This is a genomic window from Luteimonas salinilitoris, from assembly GCF_041300785.1.
Taxonomy (GTDB): domain Bacteria; phylum Pseudomonadota; class Gammaproteobacteria; order Xanthomonadales; family Xanthomonadaceae; genus Luteimonas; species Luteimonas salinilitoris.
The window spans coordinates 275084-300097 of the sequence record NZ_JBFWIB010000002.1 but is presented as its reverse complement, the minus strand read 5'-3'; the positions used below and the strand labels follow the sequence as shown (position 1 = coordinate 300097).

Here is a 25014-nt window from a genome sequence, read left to right as displayed (position 1 = left end):
GGCGCCGCCGGCCCCATTTTCGCCTTTGTTGCCTCGACGCCAGGAGACACCGCCATGAGCCGACTGCGCATCTTCGCCGAAGACGCCCCGCAGGCGCCCGAACTCGTCACCCGCGACGGCGACGAGATCGCGCGCGAACTGCGGAAGATCGGCGTCGCCTTCGAACGCTGGCAGGCGACGCAGCCGATCGCCACCGACGCCAGCCAGGACGAGGTGATCACCGCCTACCGCGCCGACATCGACCGCCTGGTCGCCGAGCGCGGCTTCACCAGCGTCGACGTGATCAGCATCGCGCCGGACAACCCGAAGAAGGAGGAGCTACGCGGCAAGTTCCTCGACGAGCACTTCCACAAGGAGGACGAGGTGCGCTTCTTCGTCGCCGGCTCGGGCCTGTTCACCCTGCACGTCGACGGCAAGGTCTACGAGATCGAGTGCGTCAAGGACGACCTGATCGCGGTGCCCGACGGCACCACCCACTGGTTCGACATGGGCCCGGAACCGAACTTCGTGGCGATCCGCTTCTTCCAGCAGCCGGACGGCTGGATCGGCCACTTCACCGGCTCCGACATCGCCCGGCGCTTCCCGCGCTACGAGCGGGCGTAGCCGAGTGGCATTTTTGGCCACGGATCGACGCGGATGAACGCGGATGAGGCAGGGGACGAGTCGAACAGGCGATCCGATCGACCCTATCGAACGTCGTCTCGTCATCGGCGCCGCTACGCCTGCACGACGTTGCCGGGTGACACCGCCGCCGACCGCCGCGGGGACGCCGTGCATCGAACACTCGAATTTCGCTTCTGATCCGCGTCTGTCCGCGTGAATCCGCGGCCAAACCCTCGCTTTTCTCCGCACAACCGACCTTCAACGCCCAGCGCAGCCGAGCATGACCCCGACCATCCTGACCGACATCGAAGGCACCACCAGCAGCATCTCGTTCGTCAAGGACGTGCTGTTTCCCTACGCCCGCCGCGAACTGCCGCGCTTCGTGCACCTGCGCGGCGGCGATCCCGAGGTGCGGCGGTGGCTGGACGCGGTGGCCACCGACCTCGGCGGCGCCTGCCAGGACGACGTGATCGTGGAAACCCTGCAGGGCTGGATCGACCAGGACCGCAAGCACACAGCACTCAAGGCGCTGCAAGGCCTGCTGTGGGCGGAGGGCTATCGCAACGGAGACTATGCGGCCCACGTCTATTCCGACGCCGCCGCGGCGCTGCGGCGCTGGCATCGGGCCGGACACCCGCTGGCGGTTTATTCGTCGGGTTCGGCCGGCGCGCAGAAGCTGTTCTTCGCGCACTCCGATGCCGGCGACCTGACGCCACTGTTCGACGCCTATTTCGATACCGAGATCGGCGGCAAGCGCGAGGGCACCAGTTACGCTCGGATCGCGTTGGCGCTGAAACGCCCCCCGGACGAGCTGCTGTTTCTGTCGGACGTGGTGGAGGAGCTCGACGCCGCGCGCGAAGCCGGCCTGCGCACCGTGCTGGTCGACCGCCTTGAGGACTATCCGCAGCCGCGTACCGGCGAGGCCACGCACGGGCACACGCGGATCGAACGCTTCGACCAACTGGAGCTCGCCTGAGCCATGCCGTCTCTTCACCGCTTCCTGCTCGGCTGTCTGACCCTGGCGGCGTTCGCAATTCCGGGCCATGCCACCGCACAGGCCAGCGATGCCGCCACCACCGCGAGGAACACACCGATGCCGACATCCTCCGCCACCCCGTCCCGCTACGGTCTCATCGGCACCATGCGCACCAAGCCCGGCCAGCGCGACGCCGTGGTCAGGCTGTTGCTGCGCGATGTCGATGACCTGAAAGCCGTCGGCTGCCACCTCTACGTGGTCGGTCTCGATCACGAAGATCCGGACCTGATCCGGGTGACCGAGGTCTGGGACTCGAAGGATGCGCATCGCGCGTCGCTGCAGCTGCCCGACGTGCGCGCCACCATCGCCGAGGCGATGCCGCTGCTGACCGGCGAGTTCACCCAGACGGAGTTCCCAGTGGCCGGCGGTCTCGGCCTCACTGAATGAAGCGGGCGCTGCGTGCCGCCGCAGCCGGCGGCTGCCTGTGCATCGCCACCGCGCTGCTGGTGCTGCCGGTCGGTTCGGCGCAGACGGCCGACGAGAGCATTGCCGATCGCGACCGGCGCCTGATCCGGGCGACATTGGCGGCGATGCCGGCGCAGCGCCCGGGCCGGCCCGACCTCTACGTCGTCGGCTTCGCCGGCGACGGTTACGAGGACGTGTTCCGCAACGAGGTGCGCTACCTGGAGACGCTGGCGTCGGCGCGCCTCGGCGCGGAGCGGCGCGTCGTCTCGCTGATCAATCACCCCGACAGCCTCGAGGACGCGCCGCAGCCGCTGGCCACGCTCGACAACCTGCGCCTGACGCTGGCCGGCATCGGCCAGGCGATGGACCGGGAAGAGGACCTGCTGCTGCTATTCATGACCAGCCACGGCACCGAGGAGCACGAGCTGGTCATGGCGCTCGAACCGATGGTCGACGACGTCATCCGTCCGGGCGAACTGCGTGCCGCGCTCGACGAGGCCGGCATCCGCAACCGCGTGCTGGTGGTTTCGGCCTGCTTTTCCGGCGGTTTCCTGCCGGCGCTGCAGGGGCCGGACGCGCTGGTGATCACTGCTGCGCGCGAGGACCGCACCTCGTTCGGCTGCGGCGTCGAATCCAGCGTCACCTATTTCGGCCATGCGTGGCTGGTGGACGGCCTCAACCGGCACACCAGTTTCATCGGCGCCTACGACGACGCCACCCGCCGGATCGCGCGCCGCGAACGCGAGGACGGCTACGAGCCGTCATTGCCGCAGATCGCGGTCGGCGCGCGCATCGGCAGGCGCCTGCAGGCGTGGCAGGCGCTGCTGCCGCCGACAGCGCCCGTGCCCTACCCGTATCCACCCGATTCCTGACCGGCGCGGCAACGCGGCTATGCGCCGGTCTCCGCTTCAGCCGTGCAGCTTTTCGCCTTTCGCCAGCATGGCGACGAATTTCGCGGCGCGCGCATGGCGCGTTTCCGGCTTCTTCGCGGTCTGCACACGCCAGCAAAAGGCATAGCGATTGGTCCGGTTCAACTGCTCGAAGAATGTTCTCGCCTTGCGGTCCTTCGCCAGCGCGGCGGCGAGCTCCTCCGGCACCTCCATCGACGCCGACCCGCCGTATGCCGCCTGCCAGCGGCCGTCCGCGCGAGCCGCCTCCACCTCGCGCAGCCCGGGCGGCCGCATGCACCCGCCGGCGATCAGCGCCTCCGCCTTGCCGACGTTGATCTTCGACCAGACGCTGCGCGGCTTGCGCGGCGTGAAGCGCTGCAGGAAGAAGCGCTCGTCGCAGGCGCGCTTGAGGCCGTCGATCCAGCCGTAGCACAGCGCCACGTCGAGCGCGTCGCGATAGCTGACCGAGGCGACGCCGGCGTCCTTCTTGGCGATCTTCAGCCAGAGTTCGGGCTCGGCCGCATGCGCGGCCAGCCATTTCTCCCAGGCCGCGGCATCGCGGAACAGGCGGATCGGCAGATCGGTCGGCAATTCGGCGGTCATGCGATCACTCCGTCGCGTCGAGCAGGCGATACGAAGTCGATGCGCGGCGTTCGCCGTACCGGCGGTCGAACGCGCGCACCTCGACGGCATGCTCGCCGGTCTCCAGCGCGGTCGGCAGTGCACCGCGCCACAGGTGGGTCGAGGGCACGGCTTCGGGTGAACGATCGAAGCCGCGCAGCGATTCGGCAAGGTCGTCGCGCGCATTCTCGAGGCTCAGCCACGGGTCCGGCACCGCCACCTTGCGCATCGGCCGCCACTCGCTCCCGTCGACGCGGAACTCGACACGGGTGTCGTCGTGTCCCATGTAGACGTTCGCATAGACGCCCCAGGCCGGATAGGCGCCACGGCGCAGCGCCCACGGCGCATGCAGGTGCATCGCGGCGGTGCGCGCGCCGTCGCCCTCGGGCAGGCGCGCGGGATGCCAGTCCAGGGCGTATGCGCCGCCGTCGAACACGCGCAACGTGGCATGGCCGTTGGGGGTGCCGTCGGCCATGGTGGCGTCCGGAATGCCGGCGGCATCGGCGGCGCCCGACCAGAAGGCGCCGCTGGCCGCACCGGCGTTGAACTCGTGCAGCGGCGTCTCGCCCCGCCAGCCCGTATCGGCATCGTGGAAGTACTGCTGCAGCCGGTGCTGGTGGCCGCTCAGCACCAGCACGTGCGGAAAATCGCGCAGCAGCGCGAACAGGCGCTCGCGGTCGGCACGGCGAAAGGTCTCGGCGTTCGAATCGGTATCGAACAGCGGGATGTGCACCATCAGCACCAGCAGGCGGTCGCGCGCGATCGTGGGCAGGTAGGCTTCGAGGAACGCGAACTGCTCTTCGCGCAATCCCCCGACATAGGCCGGCCGCTCGCCCGGCCGGTAGATGACGTCGTCCAGCCCGACGAAGGTCGCTCGCGATTCCTCCCAGGCGAAACTGTCGGGCCCGTAGACGCCGCGGAAGGTGCGCAGCGAATCCTCGTCGCGTGTCGCCTCGACATCCAGGTCGTGATTGCCGGCGACATGCAGCCAGGGCACGCCGAGCAGAGCCGTTGCCCGGTTGAGCTCCGGGTACAGCGAGAGATCGTCGTTGGCGACATCGCCGAGCGTCACCCCGAGCGCGGCGCGGTGGCGGTCCTGCAGCGGGCGCACGATGTCGTCGAGGTAGTAGCCCACCTGCTTGCGGGTGGCGGCCTGCGGATCGGCGAACACCAGCACCTCGAGTGCGTCTTCCGGCGGATCGGGAATGGGCAGCAGCATGAAATCGCAGCCGCCACCGCCCTTCTCGGCCGCCGCCCGCCAGAAGTCCGGCAGGCCGTCATCGCGACGCGGCAACGCATGGGCCGGCGGCTTGATCACGAAGACCGGGCCTCGCGCAGGCATCGGCAGCCGCCAGTGTCCGGCGGCATCGGTGATCGCCACCTGCCGGCCGTCGGACACCCGTACGCCCGGCGCGCTCCGGTCCGGGCGGCCATCGCCGTCTCCGTCGACGCCCACGGTCCCGGCGTCGCACGCCAGCACCGCCCACGACACCGCCCACAGCAGCGTCGGCCAAAGCATCCATTGCATTGCAATCCCCACTTCCGGCCCCGGCATTCGGACCGATGATTATGCCCGGCGTCGGTGCAATTCCGGTAAGGCTGGACTAACCTCGCCACTGGGCGGGATCCGCTCCCAGCGGCCCGGGGACGCAACGATGGCTCGACATGCGATTCTGGCACGATTGTGGTCCGGGACAGGCGCCATCCTGCTGCTCGCTGCCCTGTACGCGGATGCGCACGCCGCCACCGTGGAACTGCCGGCCGCCGCCGACCGCGTCAGCCTGACCGCGCACCTGGCCTATCGCCACGACATCGAAGCCGCCGACCACGTCGAGGACGCTTTCGCACGCGCCGCGCGCGGCGAGTTCCAGCCGTTGCCTGCAAGCGCCGCGTTCGGCTTCCAGCGCGGCGCCTTCTGGTTCCACGCGCCGCTGGTCAACCGCAACGCCGACGAACGGCGCTGGCTGCTGGTGCAGGAATATCCGCTCAGCGACCGCATCGACATCTACCTGCGCCATGCCGACGGTCGGGTGCTGCACCAGGCCGGTGGCGATCACCTGCCTTTCGGCCAGCGCAGCGTGCGCTACCGCCATCCGAATTTCCTGCTCGACCTGCCGCCCGGCGAACGTGTCGAACTGCTGGTGCGGGTGGAGAGCCAGAGTTCGATGCAGGTGCCGCTCGAGCTCTACACCCCGGGCGCTTTCATCGAACTCTCACGCGACGCGCAGCTCGCGATCGGCCTCTATTACGGCATTCTGGTGGCGCTGTTCTTCTACAACCTGGTGCTGTGGCTGTCGCTGCGCGACGCCAGCTATTTCTGGTACCTATTCCACATCAGCGCGTTTGGTCTTGTGCTGTTCACGCTCAACGGCCTGGGCTTCGAGTACCTGTGGCCGGACTCGCCCTGGCTCGCAGACCGCATGGTCCCGCTGTCGATCTGCCTGGCGCTGGTGGCCATGCAGCAGTTCGCCAGGACGTTCCTGGAACTGCCGCAACGCTGGCCGCGCGGCAACCTGGTGAGCCTGGCGGTGATCGTCTTCTTCGTGCTGTTCGGCATCGCCTCGATCTGGCTGCCGTACCGCATCTCCACGCCGGTGGCCTCGCGCGCCGTGCTGGCCGGGCTGATCTGGATCGTGGTCGCCACCGTCTACGTCCTGCGCCAGGGCTACGCGCCGGCAAGGCTGCTGCTGCTGGCGTGGGCGATGTTCCTGTTGGGTACGGCGGTGTTCACTTTGCTGGCGTTCGGCGTGCTGCCAAAGAATTTCGCCACCGAGTACGGCGTGCAGATCGGCTCGGCGCTGGAGATGCTGCTGCTCTCGATTGCGCTGGGCTACCGCTATGCGGCGCTGCGCAACGAGAACGAGCGCATCGTCAACGAGGCCCGGCTGCAACTCGAGCGCAAGGTGGCGCAGCGCACACAGGAGGTGCGCAGCGCGCTGATGCGGCTGGAGGAGGCGCACACGCGATTGCGCGACTCCAGCCGCCGCGACGGCCTGACCGGCCTGTACAACCGGACCTGGTTCCACGAAGCCTTCGAACGCATGCTGGACGAGGCACGCGAAGGACGGCATCCGCTGTCGCTGCTGATGATCGACCTCGACCACTTCAAGACGATCAACGACCGCCACGGCCACCTGGTCGGCGACGAATGCCTGCGCTGGGCCGCCCACCGCATCGGCAAGGCCCTGCGTTCACACGAGGCGCTGCTGGCACGGTTCGGCGGCGAGGAGTTCGTCGTCGCGCTGCCGGCGCAGGACCTGCCCGCCGCGGTCGCGGTGGCAGAGGAAGTCCGCCAGGCGCTGGTGCAAGCGACCTGCGAGGTGCAGGGCCATGCGATCCGCATCTCGGCGAGCATCGGCGTGCACACCATCAATGCGGAGGCGCTGGATGACATCGACAACGCACTGGAAGTCGCCGACCGGGCGTTGTACGCGGCCAAGGCGAACGGACGCGATTGCATCCGCACGTCGATCAGCGCGGCCTGAGGTTCGGGACATCGCTCGATCTTCGAATGCAAGCGCACGTGCGCAATCGGTATCGCCGGTGACGCTTCAACCGGGCTTGGAAGAGCGGTGTACGGGCTTCGGGACGCCGCCGCGCCCTGGCGGCCGGGAAAACATGACTACTCCGGTGAGCACTCATCGTCGGAAATCCGATGCCAAAACGAACGTCCATCCACCGCGACCGTTTCGGGTTCAAGCCGTTCGCCGCTCCTCCAGCACCCGTTCGAGATCGGCCAGCCCGAGTCCGCGCGCGCGCAGCAGTACCAGCAGGTGATAGGCCAGGTCCGCCGCCTCGCCGAGCAGCGCGTCGTCATCCTCGGCCACCGCTGCGAGCGCGGTCTCGACGCCCTCCTCGCCGACCTTCTGCGCGATGCGGCGCACACCCGACTCGAACAGCCTGGTGCTGTAGCTGCCGGCCGGCCGCTCGCGCTCGCGCCGCGCGAGCAGCCGGTCCAGGTCGGCGAGCATGCCGCCAGGCGCTTCCGGAAAACAGCTGGCGCGCTGCAGGTGGCAGGTCGGTCCGTGCGGATGGGCCAGCACCAGCAGGGTGTCGCTATCGCAATCGGCACGGATCGAGACGAGCTGCAACACATGGCCTGAGGCTTCGCCCTTGGTCCACAGCCGGTCCTTGCTGCGGCTGAAGAAGGTCACCAGGCCCTTGTCCCGGGTCGCGGCCAGCGCCGCCCGGTCCATGTAGCCGAGCATCAGCACGCGCAGGGTGATCGCGTCCTGGACGATGGCCGGCAGCAGGCCGTCGCCCTTGTCCCAGTCCAGGGCTTCCGCATCGAGATCGTTCGATGTGGCCGTGTTCTCATTCATCCCGCACCTCGATGCCCTGCCCGCGCAGATACCGCTTGAGTTCCATGATCGAGATCGCGCCGCCGTGGAAGACGCTGGCGGCGAGTGCGCCGTCGGCGTCGGCCTCGCGGAACGCCTCGACGAAGTGTTGCGGCGTTCCCGCGCCGCCGGACGCCACCAGCGGCACGTCGCAGACTGCGCGCGCGGCCGCCAGTTGTTCGATGTCGTAACCGCGCCGCACGCCGTCGCTGTCCATGCAGTTGAGCACGATCTCGCCGGCGCCGAGCCGCTGCGCCTCGACGATCCAGTCCAGCGTGCGCAGCGGCAGTGCGCGGGTACGGTCGGGGTCGCCGGTATGGCTGCGCACGCGCCACTCGCCGTCCGCCTCGCGGATCGAGTCGATTCCTGCCACCACGCACTGCACGCCGAAGGCGTCGGCCAGTTCCGATACCAGCGCGGGCCGTTCCAGCGCCGGCGTGTTGACCGAGATCTTGTCGGCGCCGGCATGCAGCACCTCGCGCGCGGTCGCCACGTCGCGAATGCCGCCGGCGACGCAGAACGGAATGTCCAGCAGGCTCGACACGCGCTCGACCCAGCCGTAGTCGACCGACCTGCCCTGCGGGCTGGCGCCGATGTCGTAGAACACCAGTTCGTCGGCGCCGGCATCGCGGTAGCGCAGCGCCAGTTCGACGATGTCGCCCATGTCGACGTGGTCGCGGAAGCGCACGCCCTTGACCACGCGGCCGCCGCGCACGTCCAGGCAGGGAATGATGCGTCGGCTCAGCATCGCGCCGCCGCCAATGCGTCGGCCAGCGTCAGCCGGCCTTCGAGCAGCGCACGGCCGAGCACGATGCCGGCGCAGCCGGTCTCGCGCGCCGCGGCCACGTCACCAGCGTCGCGGACGCCGCCGGACGCCTGCAGCTGCAGCGCCGGAGCCTGCGCGCGCACATGCGCGTACAACCCGAGGTTCGGACCGGAAAGCATGCCGTCACGATCGATGTCGGTGGACAGCAGGTGGCGCAATCCGCCGAGGGCGTAGTCGAACACGGACTCGTCGAGCGTGGCTTCGCCGTCTTCGGTCCAGCCGTGCACCGGCACGCGCCAGCCACCGGCGGCATCGCGGCGCGCATCCAGCGCCACGGTGATGCGCTCGGCGCCGAACTCCGCGATCCAGCGCGTCACCGTCGCCGGTTCGCGCACGGCCAGCGAACCGACCACCACCCGCGCGGCGCCCGCATCGAGCAGGCGCTGCACGTCCTCGCGGCGGCGCACGCCGCCGCCGGTCTGGACCCGCAGCGCGGTGTCGGCGACGATGGCACGCAGCAGCGGCAGCAGCGTGTAGCCGCCTTCGCGGGCCGCATCCAGGTCCACCAGGTGCAGCCACGCCGCACCCTGTTCGGCGTATTGCCGCGCCAGGGCCAGCGGTGCGTCGCCGTAGCGCGTCTCGCGCGCGTAATCGCCCTGCGCCAGCCGCACCACGCGGCCCTCGCGCACGTCGATGGCGGGATAGACGGTGAACGCATCGCTCATGCGATGCCGCTCCCGAGGAAATTGCGCAGCAGTCGCGCGCCCGTGGCGCCCGAACGTTCCGGATGGAACTGCGCGCCGGCGACGTGGCCGCGTTGCACCACGGCGGCGAAGCGGCCGCCGTGCTCGCAGGCCAGCACGCAGTCGGCGCCGACCGGCGCGGCGTAGCTGTGCACGAAATAAGCCTGCGCGCCGACCGCGATGCCGTCGACCAGCGCACCGGCGCGCATCGGCTCCAGCCGGTTCCAGCCCATGTGCGGGATGCGGATCCCGTGCGCGCTCCGTAGCTTCGCAACCCGGCCCGGCAACAGCCCGAGACAGGGCGTGTCGTCCTCCTCCGAATGCTCGAACAGCAGCTGCATGCCCACGCACACGCCCAGCAGCGGCTGGCGCAGGCTCCGCAGCGTGTCCACGAGACCGAGTTCGTGCAGGCGCCGCATCACCGTCGCCGCGGTGCTGACACCCGGCAGGATCACCCGGTCGGCGGCACGGATGACGTCCGCGTCGGCGCTGACCTCCGCCTCGACCCCGAGCCGACGCAGCGCATAACGCACCGAGCCGAGGTTGGCGCCGCCGGAATCGACCAGCGCCACGCGCATCACAGCGCGCCCTTGGTACTGGGCAGTTCGACCCCTTCGCGCCGGATCGCCTGCCGCAGCGCCCGCGCGAACGCCTTGAAGCAGGCCTCGACCTTGTGGTGGTCGTTGTCGCCGCGCACCCGCAGGTGCAGGTTGAGCGCCGCCGCGTCGCACAACGAACGGAAGAAGTGCGGCACCAGCTCGGTCGGCAGGTCGCCGACGCGCTCGCGCCGGAACTCGCCGTCGAACACCAGGTACGAACGACCGCCGAAATCGAGGGCCGCCGAGGCCAGGGTCTCGTCCATCGGCAGCACGAAGCCGTATCCGCCGGAACTCTCGCCGCCGGACAGCGCACTTTCCGCCGGGTCGAACCCGTAGCGCGCGATGCCGCGCTTGTCGCCCAACGCCTGCCGCAGCGCTTGCCCGAGCGCAATGCCGGTGTCCTCGACGGTGTGGTGCTCGTCGATGTGCAGGTCGCCTTCGGCGCGCACCGACAGCGCGAAGCCGCCGTGCTTGCCGATCTGGTCGAGCATGTGGTCGAAGAACGGCAGGCCGGTGGCGATCTCGGCGTCGGCCGCGCGATCGAGATCGAGATCGATCCGGATCCGCGTCTCGCGGGTGTCGCGCCGTACCTGCGCGCGGCGCGGCGCGTCCGCGAGCTCGTGCGCGATTCCGGGCCAGTCCCAGTCGCCGCCGAACTGCGCGGTCCGCAGCTGGAAGCCGCGGATACCGAGGTTGACGGCGAACTGCAGGTCGGTCTCGCGGTCGCCGACCATCGCCGAGCGCTCCAGGTCGATGCCGCGATCGCGCAGGTAGTGCAACGCCAGGCCGATCTCCGGCTTGCGCGTGGGCGCATTGTCCTGCGGCAGGCTGACGTCGATGAGCTCCTCGCGGAACACGATGCCCTGGCTCTCGAAGATCTGCCGCATCAGCGCATGCGGGCCGTCGAAGGCGGCCTGCGGGTAGGCATCGCCGCCGAGGCCGTCCTGGTTGCTGACCAGCACGAACTGGTAGCCGGCATCGCGCAGCTTCAGCAGCGCCGGGATCACGTCGCGCACCAGGCGCAGCTTCTCGTAGCGGTCGACCTGGAAGTCCTCCGGCTCCTCGATCAGGGTGCCGTCGCGGTCGACGAACAGGATCGGCGTGCTCATGCGTACCGCCCTGCCCGCCCGCCGGCACACTCGCGCCCCGGCGTAGCGCTCGTGACGTCCGTAGAGCGGAGCTTGCTCCGCTGCGCGGTCTCCGGAGCCGGGAGCAGCGGAGCAAGCTCCGCTCTACGGGGGGCGGTTGGATAGCGCTTCATGCCGCGACCTCGGGGGTGCGCAGCACCGACAGCAGCCGATCGTTCTGCGCCGGCGTGCCGACGGTGATGCGCAGCGCGTCCGCCAGTTGCGGCGCCCCGCGCTGGTCGCGCACCACGATGCCGGCCGCCAGCAACGCCCCGAACGCCGCGTCGGCGTCGCGGAAGCGCGCCAGCAGGAAATTGCCCTGCGACGGGTAGACGCGCACGACATCGGGCAGCGTCGCAAGTGCGTCCCGCAGGCGTTCTCGCTCATGGCGCACCGAGACGACGCGCGTGGCGGTTTCCGCCAACGATGCCGTGGACAGCGCCGACAGTGCCAGTTCGGCGCAAGGCGCCGGCACCGGGTACGGCGCCTGGCAGCGGCGCAGCACCGCGATCAACGCCGGATCGGCGATCAGCGCGCCGATCCGGGCCGCCGCCAGCGCATGCGCCTTCGACAGCGTGCGCAGCACGGCAAGATTCGACGTCGACGCGACCAGCGCCACCATCGAGGACGCATCGGAAAACTCCACGTACGCCTCGTCGACCACGACCAACGTCCGTCCGCGAAGGCGCGCCGCGAGCCGGAGCACGTCGTCCCGGGCGATGGCGCCTCCGGTCGGATTCGAGGGCGAGCACAGAAACACCACGCGAACGCCCCGCATCAGCGCAGCCTCGGCGACCGCGTCGAAGTCGACCGCGAAGCCATCGTCGCCCTCGGCCAACGGCACCTCGACCAGCGGCGCACCCTGCAATCGGGCACTCACCGCATACATCCCGAATACCGGCGGCGTCACCAGCACCGCATCGCGATCCGGCGAGCAAAGCGTGCGCACCAGCAGGTCGATGGCCTCGTCGCTGCCGCGGCCGACCAGCAGCTGCGAGCCGTCGCAGCCATACAGCGACGCCAGTGCATCGACCAATGCGGGCGGTTGTGGCTCGGGATAGCGGCGGCATGCGCCGTCGCCGTCGGCGGCGCTGGCCCAGGCCGGCTCGTTGGCGTTCAACCAGATCTCACCCCGCAGCCGCTCGCCGCGCGCCGAGCGATATCCGGCGAAATCGCGCAGGTCCTCGCGCACGAGGTCGAGCACGCCGCTCATGCCGGCGCCCTCGTCGACGCCGCCTCGGGGCCGCGCATGCGCAGCCGCACCGCGTTCGCGTGCGCCTCGAAGCCCTCGGCCTCGGCCAGCGTCACCGCGCAGGCGCCGATGCCTGCAATCCCCTGGCGCGATGCCGATTGCACACTGATGAAGTTCTGGAAGCTGGCGACGCCGAGACCGCTGCAGGCGCGCGCGGCGCCATCGGTCGGGAGCACGTGGTTGGTGCCGCTGCAGTAGTCGCCCAGCGCTTCGGGCGTGTAGTCGCCGAGGAACACCGAACCCGCCGCCTCGACCCGGTCAAGCCAGCGCCGCGGCTCGCGCAGCGCCAGGATCAGGTGCTCGGGCGCGTAGGCATTGCCGATCGCGAAGGCGTCATCGAGTGCGTCGACCTCGACCAGCCGCGACTGCGCCAGCGCGCACGCGGCGACGTCCGCCCGCGGCAGCGCCGGCAGCTGCGCCGCCAGCTCGCGCTCGACCGCATCCAGCAGCGCCGCGTCGTCCGACAGCAGCAGCACCTGCGAATCCGGACCGTGCTCGGCCTGCGACAGCAGGTCGGCGGCGACGAAGCCGGCGTCGGCGCCCGCGTCGGCGATCACCATCACCTCGGACGGCCCCGCCGGCAGGTCGATGGCGACCGCGCCGGACTGCGCCAGCTGCCGCTTGGCCTCGGTCACCCAGGCATTGCCGGGGCCGAACAGCTTGTCGCATTTCGGCACGCTGTCGCTGCCCAGCGCCATCGCCGCGATCGCCTGGGCGCCGCCGAGCTTGAACACGCGTCGCACGCCGGTGAGGCGCGCCGCCACCAGCACCGCCGGATCGGCGCTGCCGTCGGCGCGCGGCGGCGTGCACAGCAGCACGTCGCGGCAGCCGGCCAGACGCGCCGGCACGCCCAGCATCAACGCGGTCGACGGCAGCGGCGCACTGCCGGCGGGCACGTACAGGCCGACCCGCGCGATCGCGCGCACGACGCGCTCGCAGACCACGCCGGGCGCGGTCTCGATCGCGTATCCCGGCACCATTCCGGCGCGGTGGAACGCCTCGATGCGTGCGGCGGCCTCTTCCATCGCGCGTCGCAACCCGGGCTCGACCGCGGCCTCGGCCCGCGCGAACTCCTCCGCCCCGACCTCGAACTCCTGCAGGGCAACGCCGTCGAGCCGTTCGGTGATCTCGCGCAATGCCACGTCGCCGCGACGACGCACGTCCTCGACCAGGGCGGCGACATCGTTGCGCGTGGCCTCCGCGGTCGCGCGCACAGGGCGTGCCAGCGCCTGCGCGCGGGCGCCGTCGTCGAGCGCCGACCAGCGCAGGCGTCGGACCGGCGAACCGTTCATGCCAGGGTCCTCTCCACCGGCAGCACCATCAGGCTGCGCGCGCCGGCGTGGCGCAGATCCTCCAGCCGTTGCCAGGTCATCGCGCCGTGGCACAGCGCCTGCAGCGCCAGCGTGTCGCCGCCGTCGACCTGCAGCACGGTCGGCGGCTCGGCGTCAGGCAGCAGTTCGATCAGGCCGGGCATGGCGGCGCGCTCGGCCTGGAACAGCAGCAGACGGCTGTGCCGGAGCCGCAACACGCCGTCCATGCGCCGCAGCAGCAACTGCATCAACTCGGCGCGCGCATCGGCGAACGGCGCGACCGGGCCGGCCAGCACCGCTTCGCTGCGCAGCAGGGTCAGCACCGGCTTGAGCTGGTTGGCCGCCAGCGTCGCGCCGCTGGACACCAGGTCGCAGACCGCGTCGGCCTGGCCCAGGCGCGGCGCGATCTCGACCGAGCCGGACAGCATCACCACCTCGGCGTCGATCCCCTGCCCGGCCAGCCAGCGCCGCAGCAGCTGCGGATAACTGCTGGCGATGCGGCAGCCGCGCAGCTGTTCCGGCCCCTGCCAGTCCCAGTCGTCGGGGACCGCGATATCGAGCCGGCAGCCGCCGAAGCCGAGCGCGCGGAGTTCCTTCGCCACCGGCACCACGCCGGCCTGCTCGCGCTCGGCGGCCTGCTCGTCCAGCACGTTGCGGCCGACGATTCCCAGGTCACAGACGCCGTCGGCCAGCAGGCCGGGGATGTCGTCGTCACGTACCAGCAGCAGGTCGACCGGCAACGATTCGCCGTAGCAGAACAGGCGATCGCGGCTCTCGCGCCAGTCGAGCCCGCAGGCGGTCAGCAGCGCGCGCGACGGATCGCCGAGGCGTCCGCTTTTCTGGATGGCGATGCGCAGGCGGTCGCGCACCGCTTTGGCGGCGGGAAGGTTCATGATGATCCGTTCAATGGGAAGCGGCGAGACGGGGAAACTGCCGGCGCGCGGCGGCCGCATAGCCGCCGGTGCCGTGCTCGATCGTGCGCGCGACGCGACCGATCGTGGTCACGCTGACCCGGGTGCGCTCGTGGATCTCGCGATACGGCACGCCCTGCAGCAGCAGCGGCACCACCCGCCAGCGATCGGTCATCGCCTCGATCTCGGCCGGCGTGCACAGGTCGCGCAGGAACGCCGCTACTTCCTCCGGCCGCTCCAGCGCGGCCAACGCCTTCGACAGCGCCCTGAGCGAGGCGTCGGCGTCCTGTTTCGGCAATGGTTCCGGGCGCTGCTTCATCGGTCTAATGTATTAACGCGTTAGTGCATTATGCAGACTCGGGGACGACCGTCAAGCTCCACACCAGAATTGTTCATCGGGCTGGGCTGCGCCTAAGACGGCCGTTGCAAAGAGCTTCCAGTTTTCATCGCGGGATAGCCGCACCGGGGCATTCGTTGCGATTTCGACGGTGCGGCTTGCCACCGAAGCCGTTCTTCGTGCCACGAAAGCCTGGATTCGCGGGCTTCGGAGCTCGCGGCGCCCGGCCGGGGCATGCTCCCCGGCTCGGTCCGCCATCCATGGCGGACTCGCCGCCGCAGGCCATCCATGGCCTGCTATCCGCATACCCCGGCCCGGACGCCGCACCGGTGATTCGCTTTCGGATGCCCGGAGGGCCCGCCTACCGAAGTCGACGAGGGATGCAGCGGGAGACGTGCCGTGGGGATTGCGGAGAGCTGCACAGGGATGTGCAGCGGCCCTGAGTCCGGCCATGGATGGCCGGACCGAAGGGCGGAGTAATCCCCGCGGCGCGTCTCCCGCCTTGCGCGCCAAACCGAAGGTGCTCTTCGCGAAGAACCGTCGGGTCGCGCCGCGCTCAATCCTCTTTAGTTTTTACCGTCGCTACGGTCGCGGCGTCGCCCTGCCGCCCTCGCCTGCATCGCCATCCATGCCAATGCCACGCCGGTCAACGCACCGAGGATCTCCATCACCACCCGCGTCCCGAGACCGTCGGCGTCATGGATCTTCGACAGCGCGATCCGCGCATAGACCGGCGATTCGAGCCTGACCACGCCGAGATAGAACAGATTCCAGATGTCGATCCCCGCGGCCACCGCGGTGGCGGACAGGCAGGCCCAGCCGATGGCGTGTCCCGGGTTCCAGCCGAAGCGCTCGCCAAGCGCATGGAACACGCCGTAGAGCAGCACGCCGATCGCCAGCGCGATCAGCCCGGCCTCGAGCGCGCCGAGCCAGCCCAGGTGCAGCGGCAGGTTCAACCGTCGCGCCCGGCGCCCGCCTCCGCGTGGCGGGCGGCCGCGAGCAGCGAGCCGCCCTCCACCAGGCGCACCGCCTCGGCCACCTCGCCGTCGAGGGCACGGTCGCGATCGAGGAACGGGATGCGCGTGCGCAGCACCGCGTGCGCAGCGGCGACGGCGGCGCCAGGGTGGAAGGTGTCGGCCGCGGCCAGTTCGGCGCGCAGGGCCTCGACCTCGGCTAGGAACTGCGCGCGATGGCGGTGGCCCTCGGGCGGGCCGCCCTGCACCTTGGCGGCGAACGCGGCGGCGTCGCTGCGTCGCGCCAGGTCGCGCGCGGCGTTGATCATGTCGCTGCGGAAGTCCAGGGCCTGCGCGGCGGTCTGCAGCTCCAGCGCCAGCACCTTGCCGAGATCGTCGACCATCGCCAGCACGTGGCGCGCCTCGTTGGCGCCCATCGACACGTGGTCCTCGGCATTGGCGCTGGTCGGCACCGAGTACACGCTGGCCGGATGGGCGCGTGTGGCGAGGTCGTTGACGATCGCCGCGGCGGTGTACTGCACGATCATCAGGCCGGATTCGGTCCCGTCCTCGTTGCCGATCAGGAACGCCGGCAGGCCGTCGCTGGTGGCCGGGTCGACCAGCTTGTTGAGGCGGCGCTCGGAGATCGACGCCAGCACCGGGATCGCCGCCTTCACGTATGCCAACGCCAGCGCCAACGGCATGCCATGGAAATGGCCGGCCGAGATCACCTGCCGTTCCACGTGTTCGGCCTCGCGATCGGGGAACACCAGCGGGTTGTCGGTGACCGCGTTGAGCTCGATGTCGAGCACGCGCGCGGCCTGCGCCGCCGCATCGCGCACGGCGCCGTGCACCTGCGGCACGCAGCGCAGCGAGTAGCTGTCCTGCGGCTGGTGCTTCTTGCCGCCGCGGAACGGCTTGAAGCGCTGGTAGAACTTCTCGCGGCCGTGGCGCTGGTCGGCCGGCACCCAGTCCCAGCCGATGTCGAAGCGCAACTGCTGCGCCTCGGGCGTATCCCAGCTGCCCGGCAGCCAGAAGCGGAACTTCGGCACCAGGTGATAGGCGATGTCCGTCAAGGTCGATCCGGCCAGCAGCGCACGCAGGCGCGCGGCCACCTCCACCTGGCCCGGATGCGGACGCAGCGCATGCACCTCCTCGGCGAAGGCGCCCAGGCGGCCGGCGAAGGCGTCGACGGTCATCGCCGCAGCGAGGTCGGCGGTGCCCAGCAGGTCCTCCAGGCGCGCGAGCGCGAGCACGCCCATCGCCAGCATCTGCGCGGTGCCGTTGTTCAGCGCCAGCCCTTCCTTGTACGACAGCGTGACCGGTGCCAGCCCGGCACGCCGCAATGCCTCGGCGCCGGGCATGCGCTCGCCCTCGTAGAACGCCTCGCCGCCGCCGAGCAGCACGATCGCCAGGTGCGACAGCGGCGCCAGGTCGCCGGAGGCGCCGACCGAACCCAGCGACGGCACCACCGGTACCACGTCGGCGTTGAGCATTGCCGTGAGCGCCTGCAGGGTCCCGACGCGGATGCCGGAATGGCCCTTGAGCAGGGTGTTGATGCGGATGCACAGCATCGCCCGCACCACGTCGGCCGCCATCGGCCCGCCGACGCAGACGGCGTGGCTGACGATCAGGTTCTGCTGCAACTCGGCGTGCAGCGAGCGGCCCGAGGGCAGCGTGCCCGGAAGCTCGTCGCGCAGCGGATGCGCGCCGAGCAGCTTGTCGGCATTGCTGCCGAAGCCGGTGGAGACACCGTAGATCGGTTCCTCGCGGCGCACCTGCTCGGCGAGGAAGTCGGCGGCGCGGGCCACTGAGCGCAGCGCGTCGAGATCGAGTTCGACGCCGGCTCCGTTGGCGACGTCTACCAGCTGCGCGCGGGTGAGCGACCTGCCGTCGAGGAGAACGCGTTTCATGTTGGCTGCCTACCTGCATTGCTCATGGAAAGGAGCTTCTCTTGTAGGAGCGGCTTCAGCCGCGACCCCACGCGTTTTCGCGGCCAGTGATGGTCGGGGCCGAAGCCCCTCCCACAGGAGCATCATCCCTGCGCGCGCAGCTGCTCGCGCTCGACCAGCAGAGTACGACCGAGCTCGTCCTCGGCCGCTTCGAACTGCTCGCCGCGGCGCAGGTCCTTCACCGCCACCGCGCCGCGCGTCGCCTCGTCCTCGCCGCGGATCACCACGAAACGGATGCCGGCGCGATCGGCGTACTGCAGCTGCTTGGCCAGCTTGCGCGGCTCGAGCTGGGTCTCGACGTTGAGCCCGGCGGCGCGCAGTCGCTGCGACAGCGCCAGCGCATGGTCGAGACCGGCATCGTCGAGCAGCGCCACCAGCACGTCGACCGAGCTGTCGGCGGTGTCGACCAGGCCGGCCTCGCGCAGCTGCCAGAACAGCCGGGTCAGGCCGATCGAGATGCCGACGCCGGGCAGCTTCGACTTCGTGTAGTGGCCGGCGAGATCGTCGTAGCGGCCGCCGGAGCAGATCGAACCGATCTGCGGATGCGCGTCCAGCACGGTCTCGTAGACCATCCCGGTGTAGTAGTCGAGCCCGCGCGCGATCGAGAGGTTGATGGCGTAATCGGACTCCGGCACGCCCATGGCGCGCAGGCGCTCGAGCGCCGCGCACAGCTCGTCGCGGCCCTGCTCGAACGACGGCGTTCCCGGGCCCAGTTCGGCGAGCTTGGCCAGCGCATCGTCGTGGTCGCGCGAACGCACCCGCGAGAACGCCAGCAGCCGGTCGGCTGCCTCCGGCGCGAGACCGAAATCTTCCCCGAGCAGCGTATCGCGCACCGCATCGGCGCCGCGCTTGTCGAGCTTGTCCAGCTCCCGCAGCACCAGGTCCTGGCGCACGCCTTCGATGCCGAGCCCCTCGAAGAACCCGCGCAGCAGCTTGCGGTGGTTCATCTGGATGGTGAAGTCGCCGATGCCCAGCGCCTTGAACACGGCGTGGATCACCGCCGGGATCTCGGCGTCGTGGCGCGGCGACAGCGCGTCCTTGCCGATCACGTCGATGTCGCACTGGTAGAACTCGCGGAAACGCCCGCGCTGCGCGCGTTCGCCGCGATACACGCGCTGCATCTGGTAGCGGCGGAACGGGAACGCCAACTCGCGCTCGTGCTCGGCCACGTAGCGCGCCAGCGGCACGGTCAGGTCGAAGCGCAGCGCCAGCTCCGGCAGGCGTTCGCTCTCCTTCTCCAGGGCACCGGTGGACTGCACGAAATACACCTGCCGCTCGGTCTCGCCGCCGGACTTGGTCAACAGCACGTCGGACAGCTCGAACACCGGCGTCTCCACCGGCAGGAAGCCGAATCCCTCGAAGGTCCGACGGATGGTATCGAGCATGCGCTGGAACGCGATCTGGTCGCGCGGCAGCAGTTCCATGACCCCCGGCGGGGTACGCGGCTTGATCAAGATGGACTCCGGTAATGCGAATGCGGCAGTGTAGAGCGGAGCTTGCTCCGCTGCATCGGCTCCGGAGCCGGGAGCAGTGGAGCAAGCTCCGCTCTACGGCGCCACATCGGCTCCGGAGCCTGCGTAGCCGAGCAAGCTCGGCTCTACCGTGCGCGTGGGCTTGCCCGATCCCGGTGGCGGTCACTACAATACGCGGCTCGCCCAAGTCGGGGTGTAGCTCAGCCTGGTAGAGCGCTACGTTCGGGACGTAGAAGTCGCAGGTTCAAATCCTGTCTCCCCGACCAATAAATTCAAAGAGTTACGCAGAAACCGCCGCAAGGCGGTTTTTTGCTGTCTGTCGGAGACCCGGTGCGATCACGTTAGCGTGAGAGGTGTGCCGCATTGGAAGGCGCCAGTGCCTTGCCGATCGCAGCCTGGGCATCCAGGGCGCGGCGGAGGCTGTGCGCCAGTTCGACGGCCGGGCCTTTGCCCCAGAAGTGAACGAAATAGAATCCCGGTTGCTCGCCCATCATGTGGTTGTGCAGCGCGACCACGTGCAAGCCGGCCTCGCGCAAGGCGCGCAGCACCGGCTGCACCTCCTCGGCGGTCATGATGAAATCGCCGTCGATCGCGGCCAACGCATCGCTGCCGCTGAACGCTGCCCAAGTGGTCAGCCCCATCGATGCGCCGATCTCCTGCCCGTGCATGCGGCCGGTACGGCCGATGGTGATCTTGGCCACGCCGCTCGCGATGGGCGCCGGATGCCCGACGATCTTCGCCAACGCGTCGGCATCGATGTCTCCCGCGACCGGCGCGGCGCCACCGAAGCCGGACGCCGGCCGCGGCCGATCCGCACGTACGGCCCGGATCGCGTCCCACACTGCCTTGACGCCGGCCGCCAACGCATCGGGTGCGCCTTCACCGCCGATGTGCATGAAATACGCCTTCGGCGAGTCGTAGAAGAAATGGTTGTGCAGCGCGGTGACGTCAAGCTCGTGCGCGAAGGCGGCATCCATCGCCGCATCGACCTCGTCCTGAAATACCACGGTATCGCCCATCACCATCGCGCCGTCGCCCATCGCGGCGAACGCGGCCCAGGAGCCGAGGCCGGCAGCAGGCGGCAACGCCATGCCATCGACCGTGACCGTCACGTCGGTACGGCTCCAGCCGATCCTGACCACGCCGTCTTCGGCCACGCTCGGCGTGGCGCCGCTGGCCTCGCCGATGAGGGCCGGGTCGAGTTTTCGCGCCGCAAACGCGGGTGCCGAGCCCAACGTCAGTGCCAGCAGCAGCGCCAGGGGAAGGGAGAGACGGGATAGACAGCGGTTCATGAGCTTCTCCAGAGCAGGTAGAGGCAAGTGGAATCAGGCTCGTGCTGGCAAGCACGAGTGCATCCATCGGCCGGCGCCATCATTGCATCCGGCCGGCCGACGGTCGCGCCGGAGGGCCCGCGTCGACCCGCGCCCCTGTATGCGACGCACATGAGGTTCTCCGTTTTGGAAAGTATCTACTTTTGAGTGGCCCCGACTCTAAAGCGTGTCATGTGTACTTCGGAGTGCTTTATCCGCGCGACTGGGCCGCTGTGAGGCAAGACGCTTCAAAGTGCATGACATGCACTAGGGGCAAGGACCTGCTCCTCGCCCCCCTCCCCGCCCCACCGATCCGCATGGCGACAACGGCCGCAGCGGATCGCCTTGGCATGGCATGTGCTTACTACGATCCGGAGAAATGTGATTGAAGTCACATTTTCACCTTTCCTCACGGATCCTAACTTTCCATGACCCGATTCCTCACCAAAAGGCCGCTGGCAACGGCCCTGAGCGCCCTGCTCGGACTGACGTTCGCGGGCATATGTGCACCTGTAGCGTCACAAAATGACGCACAAGGTCGCATCCCGGACCGCGAGACGGCAATCACCGAGATCGAGGCGCTGCTGCAGGCACGCGACCCTCTTGCCGCCCTCGCCCGGATCGAACGGCTCGCGCCGATCTGGCCGGACGACGCCCGGTTCTACCGTCTACGCGTAGCGGCGCTGTCGGACGTCGGCGACAGCGATCGCGCCTGGACGCTGTACCGCGCGCATCCCGACCTGTTCAGCGCCGAACAGCGCGAACGCTTCGAGGCCGACCGGCTGGCGCGCCTGGTGCTGTGGAGCCGGCAGTACGCCGAGGACGAATCGGCCCTGCTCGCCGACGTGGAACGGGCCGAGGCCGCCATCGACGACTACATGCGCGAAACCGGCACCGGGATCGGGGAACTGCCGCCGCGCATCCGCTACGACCGCATGGTCGTCCTCAATCGCCTGAACCGCCACGCCGAGGTGGTGGACGAATACCGCGCCCTGCGGACAGCGGGCGCCGAGATTCCAGGGTATGCCCTGGCGGCGATCGGGGATTCGCTGATGGCGCTGCAGCTGCCCGGAGAAGCCGAACCGGCACTCGACGGCGCGCTGCAGGCCGATCCGGAGAATATCGACGTCCGCATCCAGCGCGCCTACGCCGCGCTGGAGCAGGAGCAGCACGCCGAAGCGCGGGCGCAGCTGCAGGCGGTGCGTGATACCAGCCCGCCCTGGCCGATGCGGCCCGGCGCGACCCAGGGCTGGCAGAACTGGCACCGCTACGAGGCCGACCTCAACTATGGGCTGCTGCTGGCATTCGGCGAAGACCTGCCGCAGGCACAGGCGTTGCTGGAGGAGCGCGTCGCCGTCGGACCGGCCAACACCGGCCTGCAATCGGCGCTGGGCACGGTCTACCTGATCCGCGGCTGGCCCGAGCGCGCGCTCGAGCGCTTCCGCATGGCCTCCACCCTGGACGAGCGTGACGTGCAGTCGCGGGTCGGCCAGGTCGGCGCGCTGACCGATCTGCAGCGCGACGACCTGGCGCGTCCGATCCACGACGAACTGATGCAGCGCTACGGCGACCTTCCCCTGGTGCAGCGCATGGACCGCACCTGGGACGTGCATCGCGGCTGGCAGTGGCGCGCCTACGCCGCCGGCGGCCGCAGCGAGGGCGGCGCCGCCGTCAGCCCGCTCGGCAGCCGCGACCGCCGCTACGGCGCCGAAGTGCAGACGCCCGTGCTCGGCGACCGTTGGCGCCTGACTGCCGGGTACGACTATCGCTGGTCCGACTTCGACGGCGCCCGCGTCGATGATCGGCGCACCAGCGCCGGTGTGCGCTACGCCCACGACCGGCTCGACTGGGGGCTGCAGGCCAACCGTGCCAGCGACGGCGTCGGCGGCACCGGCATCGATGCCGATGTCGGCTGGCGCTTCAACGACCTGTGGGACGCCCGCGCGACGGTGCGCCGCAACGATGCAGACGCCTCGATGCAGGCACGTGCCGCCGGCATCACCGCGGACAGCATCGAGCTGTCCGCGAACTACGTTCCCAGTGAGCGCACCTACTGGTCCGTCGGCGCCAAGCACTGGCGCTACGACGACGGCAATCGCCGCGAGTCGCTGGCGGTCGGGCTCGACCAGCGCCTGTTCACGCGTCCGCATTTCCTGCTCAACGGCATCGCGGGCGCCTACGCCAGCCGCGGCAGCCGCGACGACGCGCCCTACTTCAATCCATCGCGCGATGCGTCGCTGGAGCTGGGTCTGCGCGCCGATCACCTGGCCTGGCGCCGCTACGACCGGCACTTCCGGCATCGCCTGACCGTGGGCGCCGGAAGCTACTACCAGGAGGGCTTCGGCAGCGGCCTGGTGCCGAGCGCCCGCTACGAGCACGAATGGCAGTTCGCGCTCGGCAGGGTATTGACCTATGGATTGAGCTGGTCGCGGCCCGTCTACGACGGCCAGCGTGAAGAGCGGATCGGCTTCGACGCCGAATTCCGCTGGGGAGAATGAACATGCATGCCTGGATGACACTGCCGGCGCGCCTGCTGCTGGCGCTGCTGCTGGCACTTGCGGCCGGCGCCGCCGCCGCTGCCGACGAGCTGCTGGTCCTGAGCTATCACGACATCCGCGACGACGTCCCGATCGGCGGCGATCCCGATGCGTACGCGGTCAGCACCCAGAACTTCGCCGCACACTTGGACTGGCTGCACGGCCACGGCTACCGTCCTGTCTCGCTGTCGCAGGTGGTCGACGCGGCGCAGGGACGCGGGCAACTGCCCGACAAGGCGGTGCTGCTGACCTTCGATGACGGCCTGCGCAGCGTCTATACCCACGCGTTCCCGCTGCTGCGCGCCTACGGCTATCCGGCGCTGGTGGCGGTGATCACCGGCTGGGTCGACCTGCCGGCCGGGGGCGAGGTGGACTACGGCCCACGCCCGTTCGGGCACGAGGATTTCGTCACCTGGGCGCAGCTGCGCGAAATGCGCGAATCCGGACTGGTCGAGATCGCCTCGCACAGCCACGATCTGCACCGCGGCCTGCCGTCCAACCCGCAGGGCAACAGCACGCCGGCCGCCATCACCCGCCTCTACGACGCCACGGCCAGGCGCTACGAGACCGAGGACGAATACCGCGCGCGCGTGCACGCCGACCTCGCCCGCAGCGTCGAGCTGATCCGCGCCAACACCGGCGCCGCGCCGCGCTCGATCGTCTGGCCGTATGCCGCCTACAACAGCGTCGCCAACGCCATCGCCGGCGAACTCGGCATGACGGTGTCGTTCGACCTGGAAGGCCGCAACACGGCGATCGCCGCGGGCCGGCACGGCGCCGACCTGCATGGCCTGGCGCGCCTGCTGGTGATGGACAATCCGGAGGTGTTCGACCTGGCCTACGAACTGCGGCACGACCCCGAGCAGACCAGCATGCGTGCCCTGCAGATCGACCTGGACATGGTCCACGACGACGATCCGGCGCAGGCGGCACGCAATCTCGACGCGCTGATCGAACGGGTCAAGCGGATCTCGCCCAGCCACGTGTTCCTGCAGGCCTTCGCCGATCCGGACGGCAACGGCTCGGCCGACGCGCTGTACTTCCCCAATCGTTTCCTGCCGATGCGCGCCGACCTGTTCAACCGCGTCGCCTGGCAGCTGCGGACCCGCGCGGGCGTGGAGGTGTACGCCTGGCTGCCGGTGCTGGGCTACGAGCTGAGCGATCCGCAGGTGCGTGCGGCCTTCGCCATCGACAGCCGCGAACCGGACGGCATCTTCCGGCTCGACTTCACCCGTCCGGAGGTGCGCCGCATCGTCACCGGCATCTACGAGGACCTGGCGGTCAACTCGTATTTCGAGGGCCTGCTGTTCCATGACGACGCCTATCTGCGCGATACCGAGCTGGCGGCGTTCGCGCCCGAACAGCCGGAGGCGCGCACCCGTGCCCTGATCGACTTCACCCTGGAACTGAAGGAAGCCGCGGAGCGCTGGCGGCCGAAGCTCAAGACGGTCCGCAACCTGTACGCGCGGCCGGTGCTGGAGCCGCAGAGCCAGGCCTGGTTCGCGCAGCGGCTGGACCTGTTCAACGCCGCCTACGACCACACCGCGCTGATGGCGATGCCGTGGATGGAGGGCAGCGCGCACCCGGAGCGCTGGCTCGACCGGCTGGTCGCCGCGGTCCGCGTCCACGACCCGCAACTCACCCAGACCGTGTTCGAACTGCAGACCGTCGACTGGGACCGCGGCCGGCCGATCGACGGCGCCCGGCTGAAGGCGCACGTGCGCAGGCTCATCGCCCAGGGCGTGCGTCATCTGGCCTGGTACCCCGACGATTTCGTCGCCGACCTGCCGCCGCTGGAGGACGCGCGCGAAGCGATGTCCGCCCGCAGCTTCCCGTACGAGGAGCGCTGA

Annotated in this window: 22 protein-coding genes and 1 tRNA gene; 8 read left to right on the top strand and 15 right to left on the bottom strand. The window is 69.8% G+C overall.

What is annotated here, in order from left to right; genetic code table 11:
- Positions 1–54 precede the first annotated feature (54 nt).
- The 4 genes from AB5T46_RS04640 (at position 55) to AB5T46_RS04625 (ending at position 2916) form a co-directional block, all read left to right on the top strand.
- Entirely contained in the window at positions 55–603 is a 549-nt protein-coding gene (locus tag AB5T46_RS04640) for a 1,2-dihydroxy-3-keto-5-methylthiopentene dioxygenase (RefSeq protein ID WP_370562686.1), read from the top strand.
- A gap of 280 nt (positions 604–883) precedes the next feature.
- Positions 884–1579: an acireductone synthase gene (mtnC, locus tag AB5T46_RS04635; protein ID WP_370562685.1), complete on the top strand. Its 696-nt coding sequence runs from the start codon at positions 884–886 to the stop codon at positions 1577–1579.
- Between the two features lie 3 nt (positions 1580–1582).
- A complete protein-coding gene (locus AB5T46_RS04630; protein ID WP_370562684.1) occupies positions 1583–2026 on the top strand; it encodes a putative quinol monooxygenase in 444 nt (147 codons plus the stop codon).
- On the top strand, positions 2023–2916 hold the full coding sequence (locus tag AB5T46_RS04625) for a C13 family peptidase (RefSeq protein ID WP_370562683.1): 894 nt from the start codon (positions 2023–2025) through the stop codon (positions 2914–2916). Before AB5T46_RS04630 ends, AB5T46_RS04625 begins: the two co-directional genes overlap by 4 nt.
- A 36-nt stretch (positions 2917–2952) precedes the next feature.
- On the opposite strand, the gene AB5T46_RS04620 is transcribed toward AB5T46_RS04625, so the two are convergent.
- A complete protein-coding gene (locus AB5T46_RS04620) occupies positions 2953–3537 on the bottom strand; it encodes a YdeI/OmpD-associated family protein (protein ID WP_370562682.1) in 585 nt (194 codons plus the stop codon).
- 4 nt (positions 3538–3541) lie between these two features.
- Positions 3542–5083, bottom strand: a complete 1542-nt coding sequence (locus AB5T46_RS04615; protein WP_370562681.1) for a calcineurin-like phosphoesterase C-terminal domain-containing protein — start codon at positions 5081–5083, stop codon at positions 3542–3544.
- Positions 5084–5210: 127 nt separating this feature from the next.
- Between AB5T46_RS04615 and AB5T46_RS04610 the strand changes: the two genes are divergently transcribed.
- The gene (locus AB5T46_RS04610; protein ID WP_370562680.1) at positions 5211–7040 is read left to right on the top strand and encodes a sensor domain-containing diguanylate cyclase; all 1830 of its coding nucleotides are present in this window, start codon (positions 5211–5213) and stop codon (positions 7038–7040) included.
- 210 nt (positions 7041–7250) lie between these two features.
- Here the strand turns inward: AB5T46_RS04610 and hisIE are convergent, their stop codons facing one another.
- The 12 genes from hisIE to hisS all read right to left on the bottom strand — a co-directional run bounded on the left by hisIE (position 7251) and on the right by hisS (position 19299).
- Positions 7251–7877, bottom strand: a complete 627-nt coding sequence (hisIE, locus tag AB5T46_RS04605; RefSeq protein WP_370562679.1) for a bifunctional phosphoribosyl-AMP cyclohydrolase/phosphoribosyl-ATP diphosphatase HisIE — start codon at positions 7875–7877, stop codon at positions 7251–7253.
- The gene (hisF, locus tag AB5T46_RS04600; protein WP_370562678.1) at positions 7870–8643 is read right to left on the bottom strand and encodes an imidazole glycerol phosphate synthase subunit HisF; all 774 of its coding nucleotides are present in this window, start codon (positions 8641–8643) and stop codon (positions 7870–7872) included. Before hisF ends, hisIE begins: the two co-directional genes overlap by 8 nt.
- Positions 8637–9386: a 1-(5-phosphoribosyl)-5-[(5-phosphoribosylamino)methylideneamino]imidazole-4-carboxamide isomerase gene (gene hisA, locus AB5T46_RS04595; RefSeq protein ID WP_370562677.1), complete on the bottom strand. Its 750-nt coding sequence runs from the start codon at positions 9384–9386 to the stop codon at positions 8637–8639. Before hisA ends, hisF begins: the two co-directional genes overlap by 7 nt.
- The gene (gene hisH, locus AB5T46_RS04590) at positions 9383–9982 is read right to left on the bottom strand and encodes an imidazole glycerol phosphate synthase subunit HisH (RefSeq protein ID WP_370562676.1); all 600 of its coding nucleotides are present in this window, start codon (positions 9980–9982) and stop codon (positions 9383–9385) included. The genes hisA and hisH overlap by 4 nt, the downstream gene beginning before the upstream one ends.
- The gene (hisB, locus tag AB5T46_RS04585; protein ID WP_370562675.1) at positions 9982–11112 is read right to left on the bottom strand and encodes a bifunctional histidinol-phosphatase/imidazoleglycerol-phosphate dehydratase HisB; all 1131 of its coding nucleotides are present in this window, start codon (positions 11110–11112) and stop codon (positions 9982–9984) included. Before hisB ends, hisH begins: the two co-directional genes overlap by 1 nt.
- Positions 11113–11260: 148 nt before the next feature.
- Positions 11261–12343: a histidinol-phosphate transaminase gene (gene hisC, locus AB5T46_RS04580; RefSeq protein WP_370562674.1), complete on the bottom strand. Its 1083-nt coding sequence runs from the start codon at positions 12341–12343 to the stop codon at positions 11261–11263.
- Complete coding sequence (gene hisD, locus AB5T46_RS04575; RefSeq protein WP_370562673.1) at positions 12340–13674, bottom strand: histidinol dehydrogenase; 1335 nt, start codon at positions 13672–13674, stop codon at positions 12340–12342. Before hisD ends, hisC begins: the two co-directional genes overlap by 4 nt.
- Positions 13671–14585, bottom strand: a complete 915-nt coding sequence (gene hisG / locus AB5T46_RS04570) for an ATP phosphoribosyltransferase (protein ID WP_370562672.1) — start codon at positions 14583–14585, stop codon at positions 13671–13673. Before hisG ends, hisD begins: the two co-directional genes overlap by 4 nt.
- 10 nt (positions 14586–14595) lie before the next feature.
- Entirely contained in the window at positions 14596–14922 is a 327-nt protein-coding gene (locus AB5T46_RS04565) for a YerC/YecD family TrpR-related protein (protein WP_370562671.1), read from the bottom strand.
- 584 nt (positions 14923–15506) lie between these two features.
- Positions 15507–15896: a hypothetical protein gene (locus AB5T46_RS04560; RefSeq protein ID WP_370562670.1), complete on the bottom strand. Its 390-nt coding sequence runs from the start codon at positions 15894–15896 to the stop codon at positions 15507–15509.
- Positions 15893–17806: an HAL/PAL/TAL family ammonia-lyase gene (locus AB5T46_RS04555; RefSeq protein WP_370562669.1), complete on the bottom strand. Its 1914-nt coding sequence runs from the start codon at positions 17804–17806 to the stop codon at positions 15893–15895. Before AB5T46_RS04555 ends, AB5T46_RS04560 begins: the two co-directional genes overlap by 4 nt.
- Before the next feature lie 122 nt (positions 17807–17928).
- The gene (hisS, locus tag AB5T46_RS04550) at positions 17929–19299 is read right to left on the bottom strand and encodes a histidine--tRNA ligase (protein WP_370562668.1); all 1371 of its coding nucleotides are present in this window, start codon (positions 19297–19299) and stop codon (positions 17929–17931) included.
- 207 nt (positions 19300–19506) lie between these two features.
- Between hisS and AB5T46_RS04545 the strand changes: the two genes are divergently transcribed.
- Positions 19507–19583: transfer RNA gene (locus AB5T46_RS04545), tRNA-Pro, on the top strand.
- Positions 19584–19658: 75 nt separating this feature from the next.
- Here AB5T46_RS04545 and AB5T46_RS04540 read toward each other — a convergent pair.
- Positions 19659–20609, bottom strand: coding sequence for a DUF1259 domain-containing protein (locus AB5T46_RS04540; RefSeq protein ID WP_370562667.1), 951 nt, complete (start codon positions 20607–20609; stop codon positions 19659–19661).
- Between the two features lie 446 nt (positions 20610–21055).
- On the opposite strand from AB5T46_RS04540, the gene pgaA reads away from it, so the two are divergent.
- Together pgaA and pgaB are read left to right on the top strand one after the other, a co-directional pair.
- Entirely contained in the window at positions 21056–23125 is a 2070-nt protein-coding gene (pgaA, locus tag AB5T46_RS04535; protein WP_370562666.1) for a poly-beta-1,6 N-acetyl-D-glucosamine export porin PgaA, read from the top strand.
- On the top strand, positions 23122–25014 hold the full coding sequence (gene pgaB / locus AB5T46_RS04530) for a poly-beta-1,6-N-acetyl-D-glucosamine N-deacetylase PgaB (protein ID WP_370562665.1): 1893 nt from the start codon (positions 23122–23124) through the stop codon (positions 25012–25014). The genes pgaA and pgaB overlap by 4 nt, the downstream gene beginning before the upstream one ends.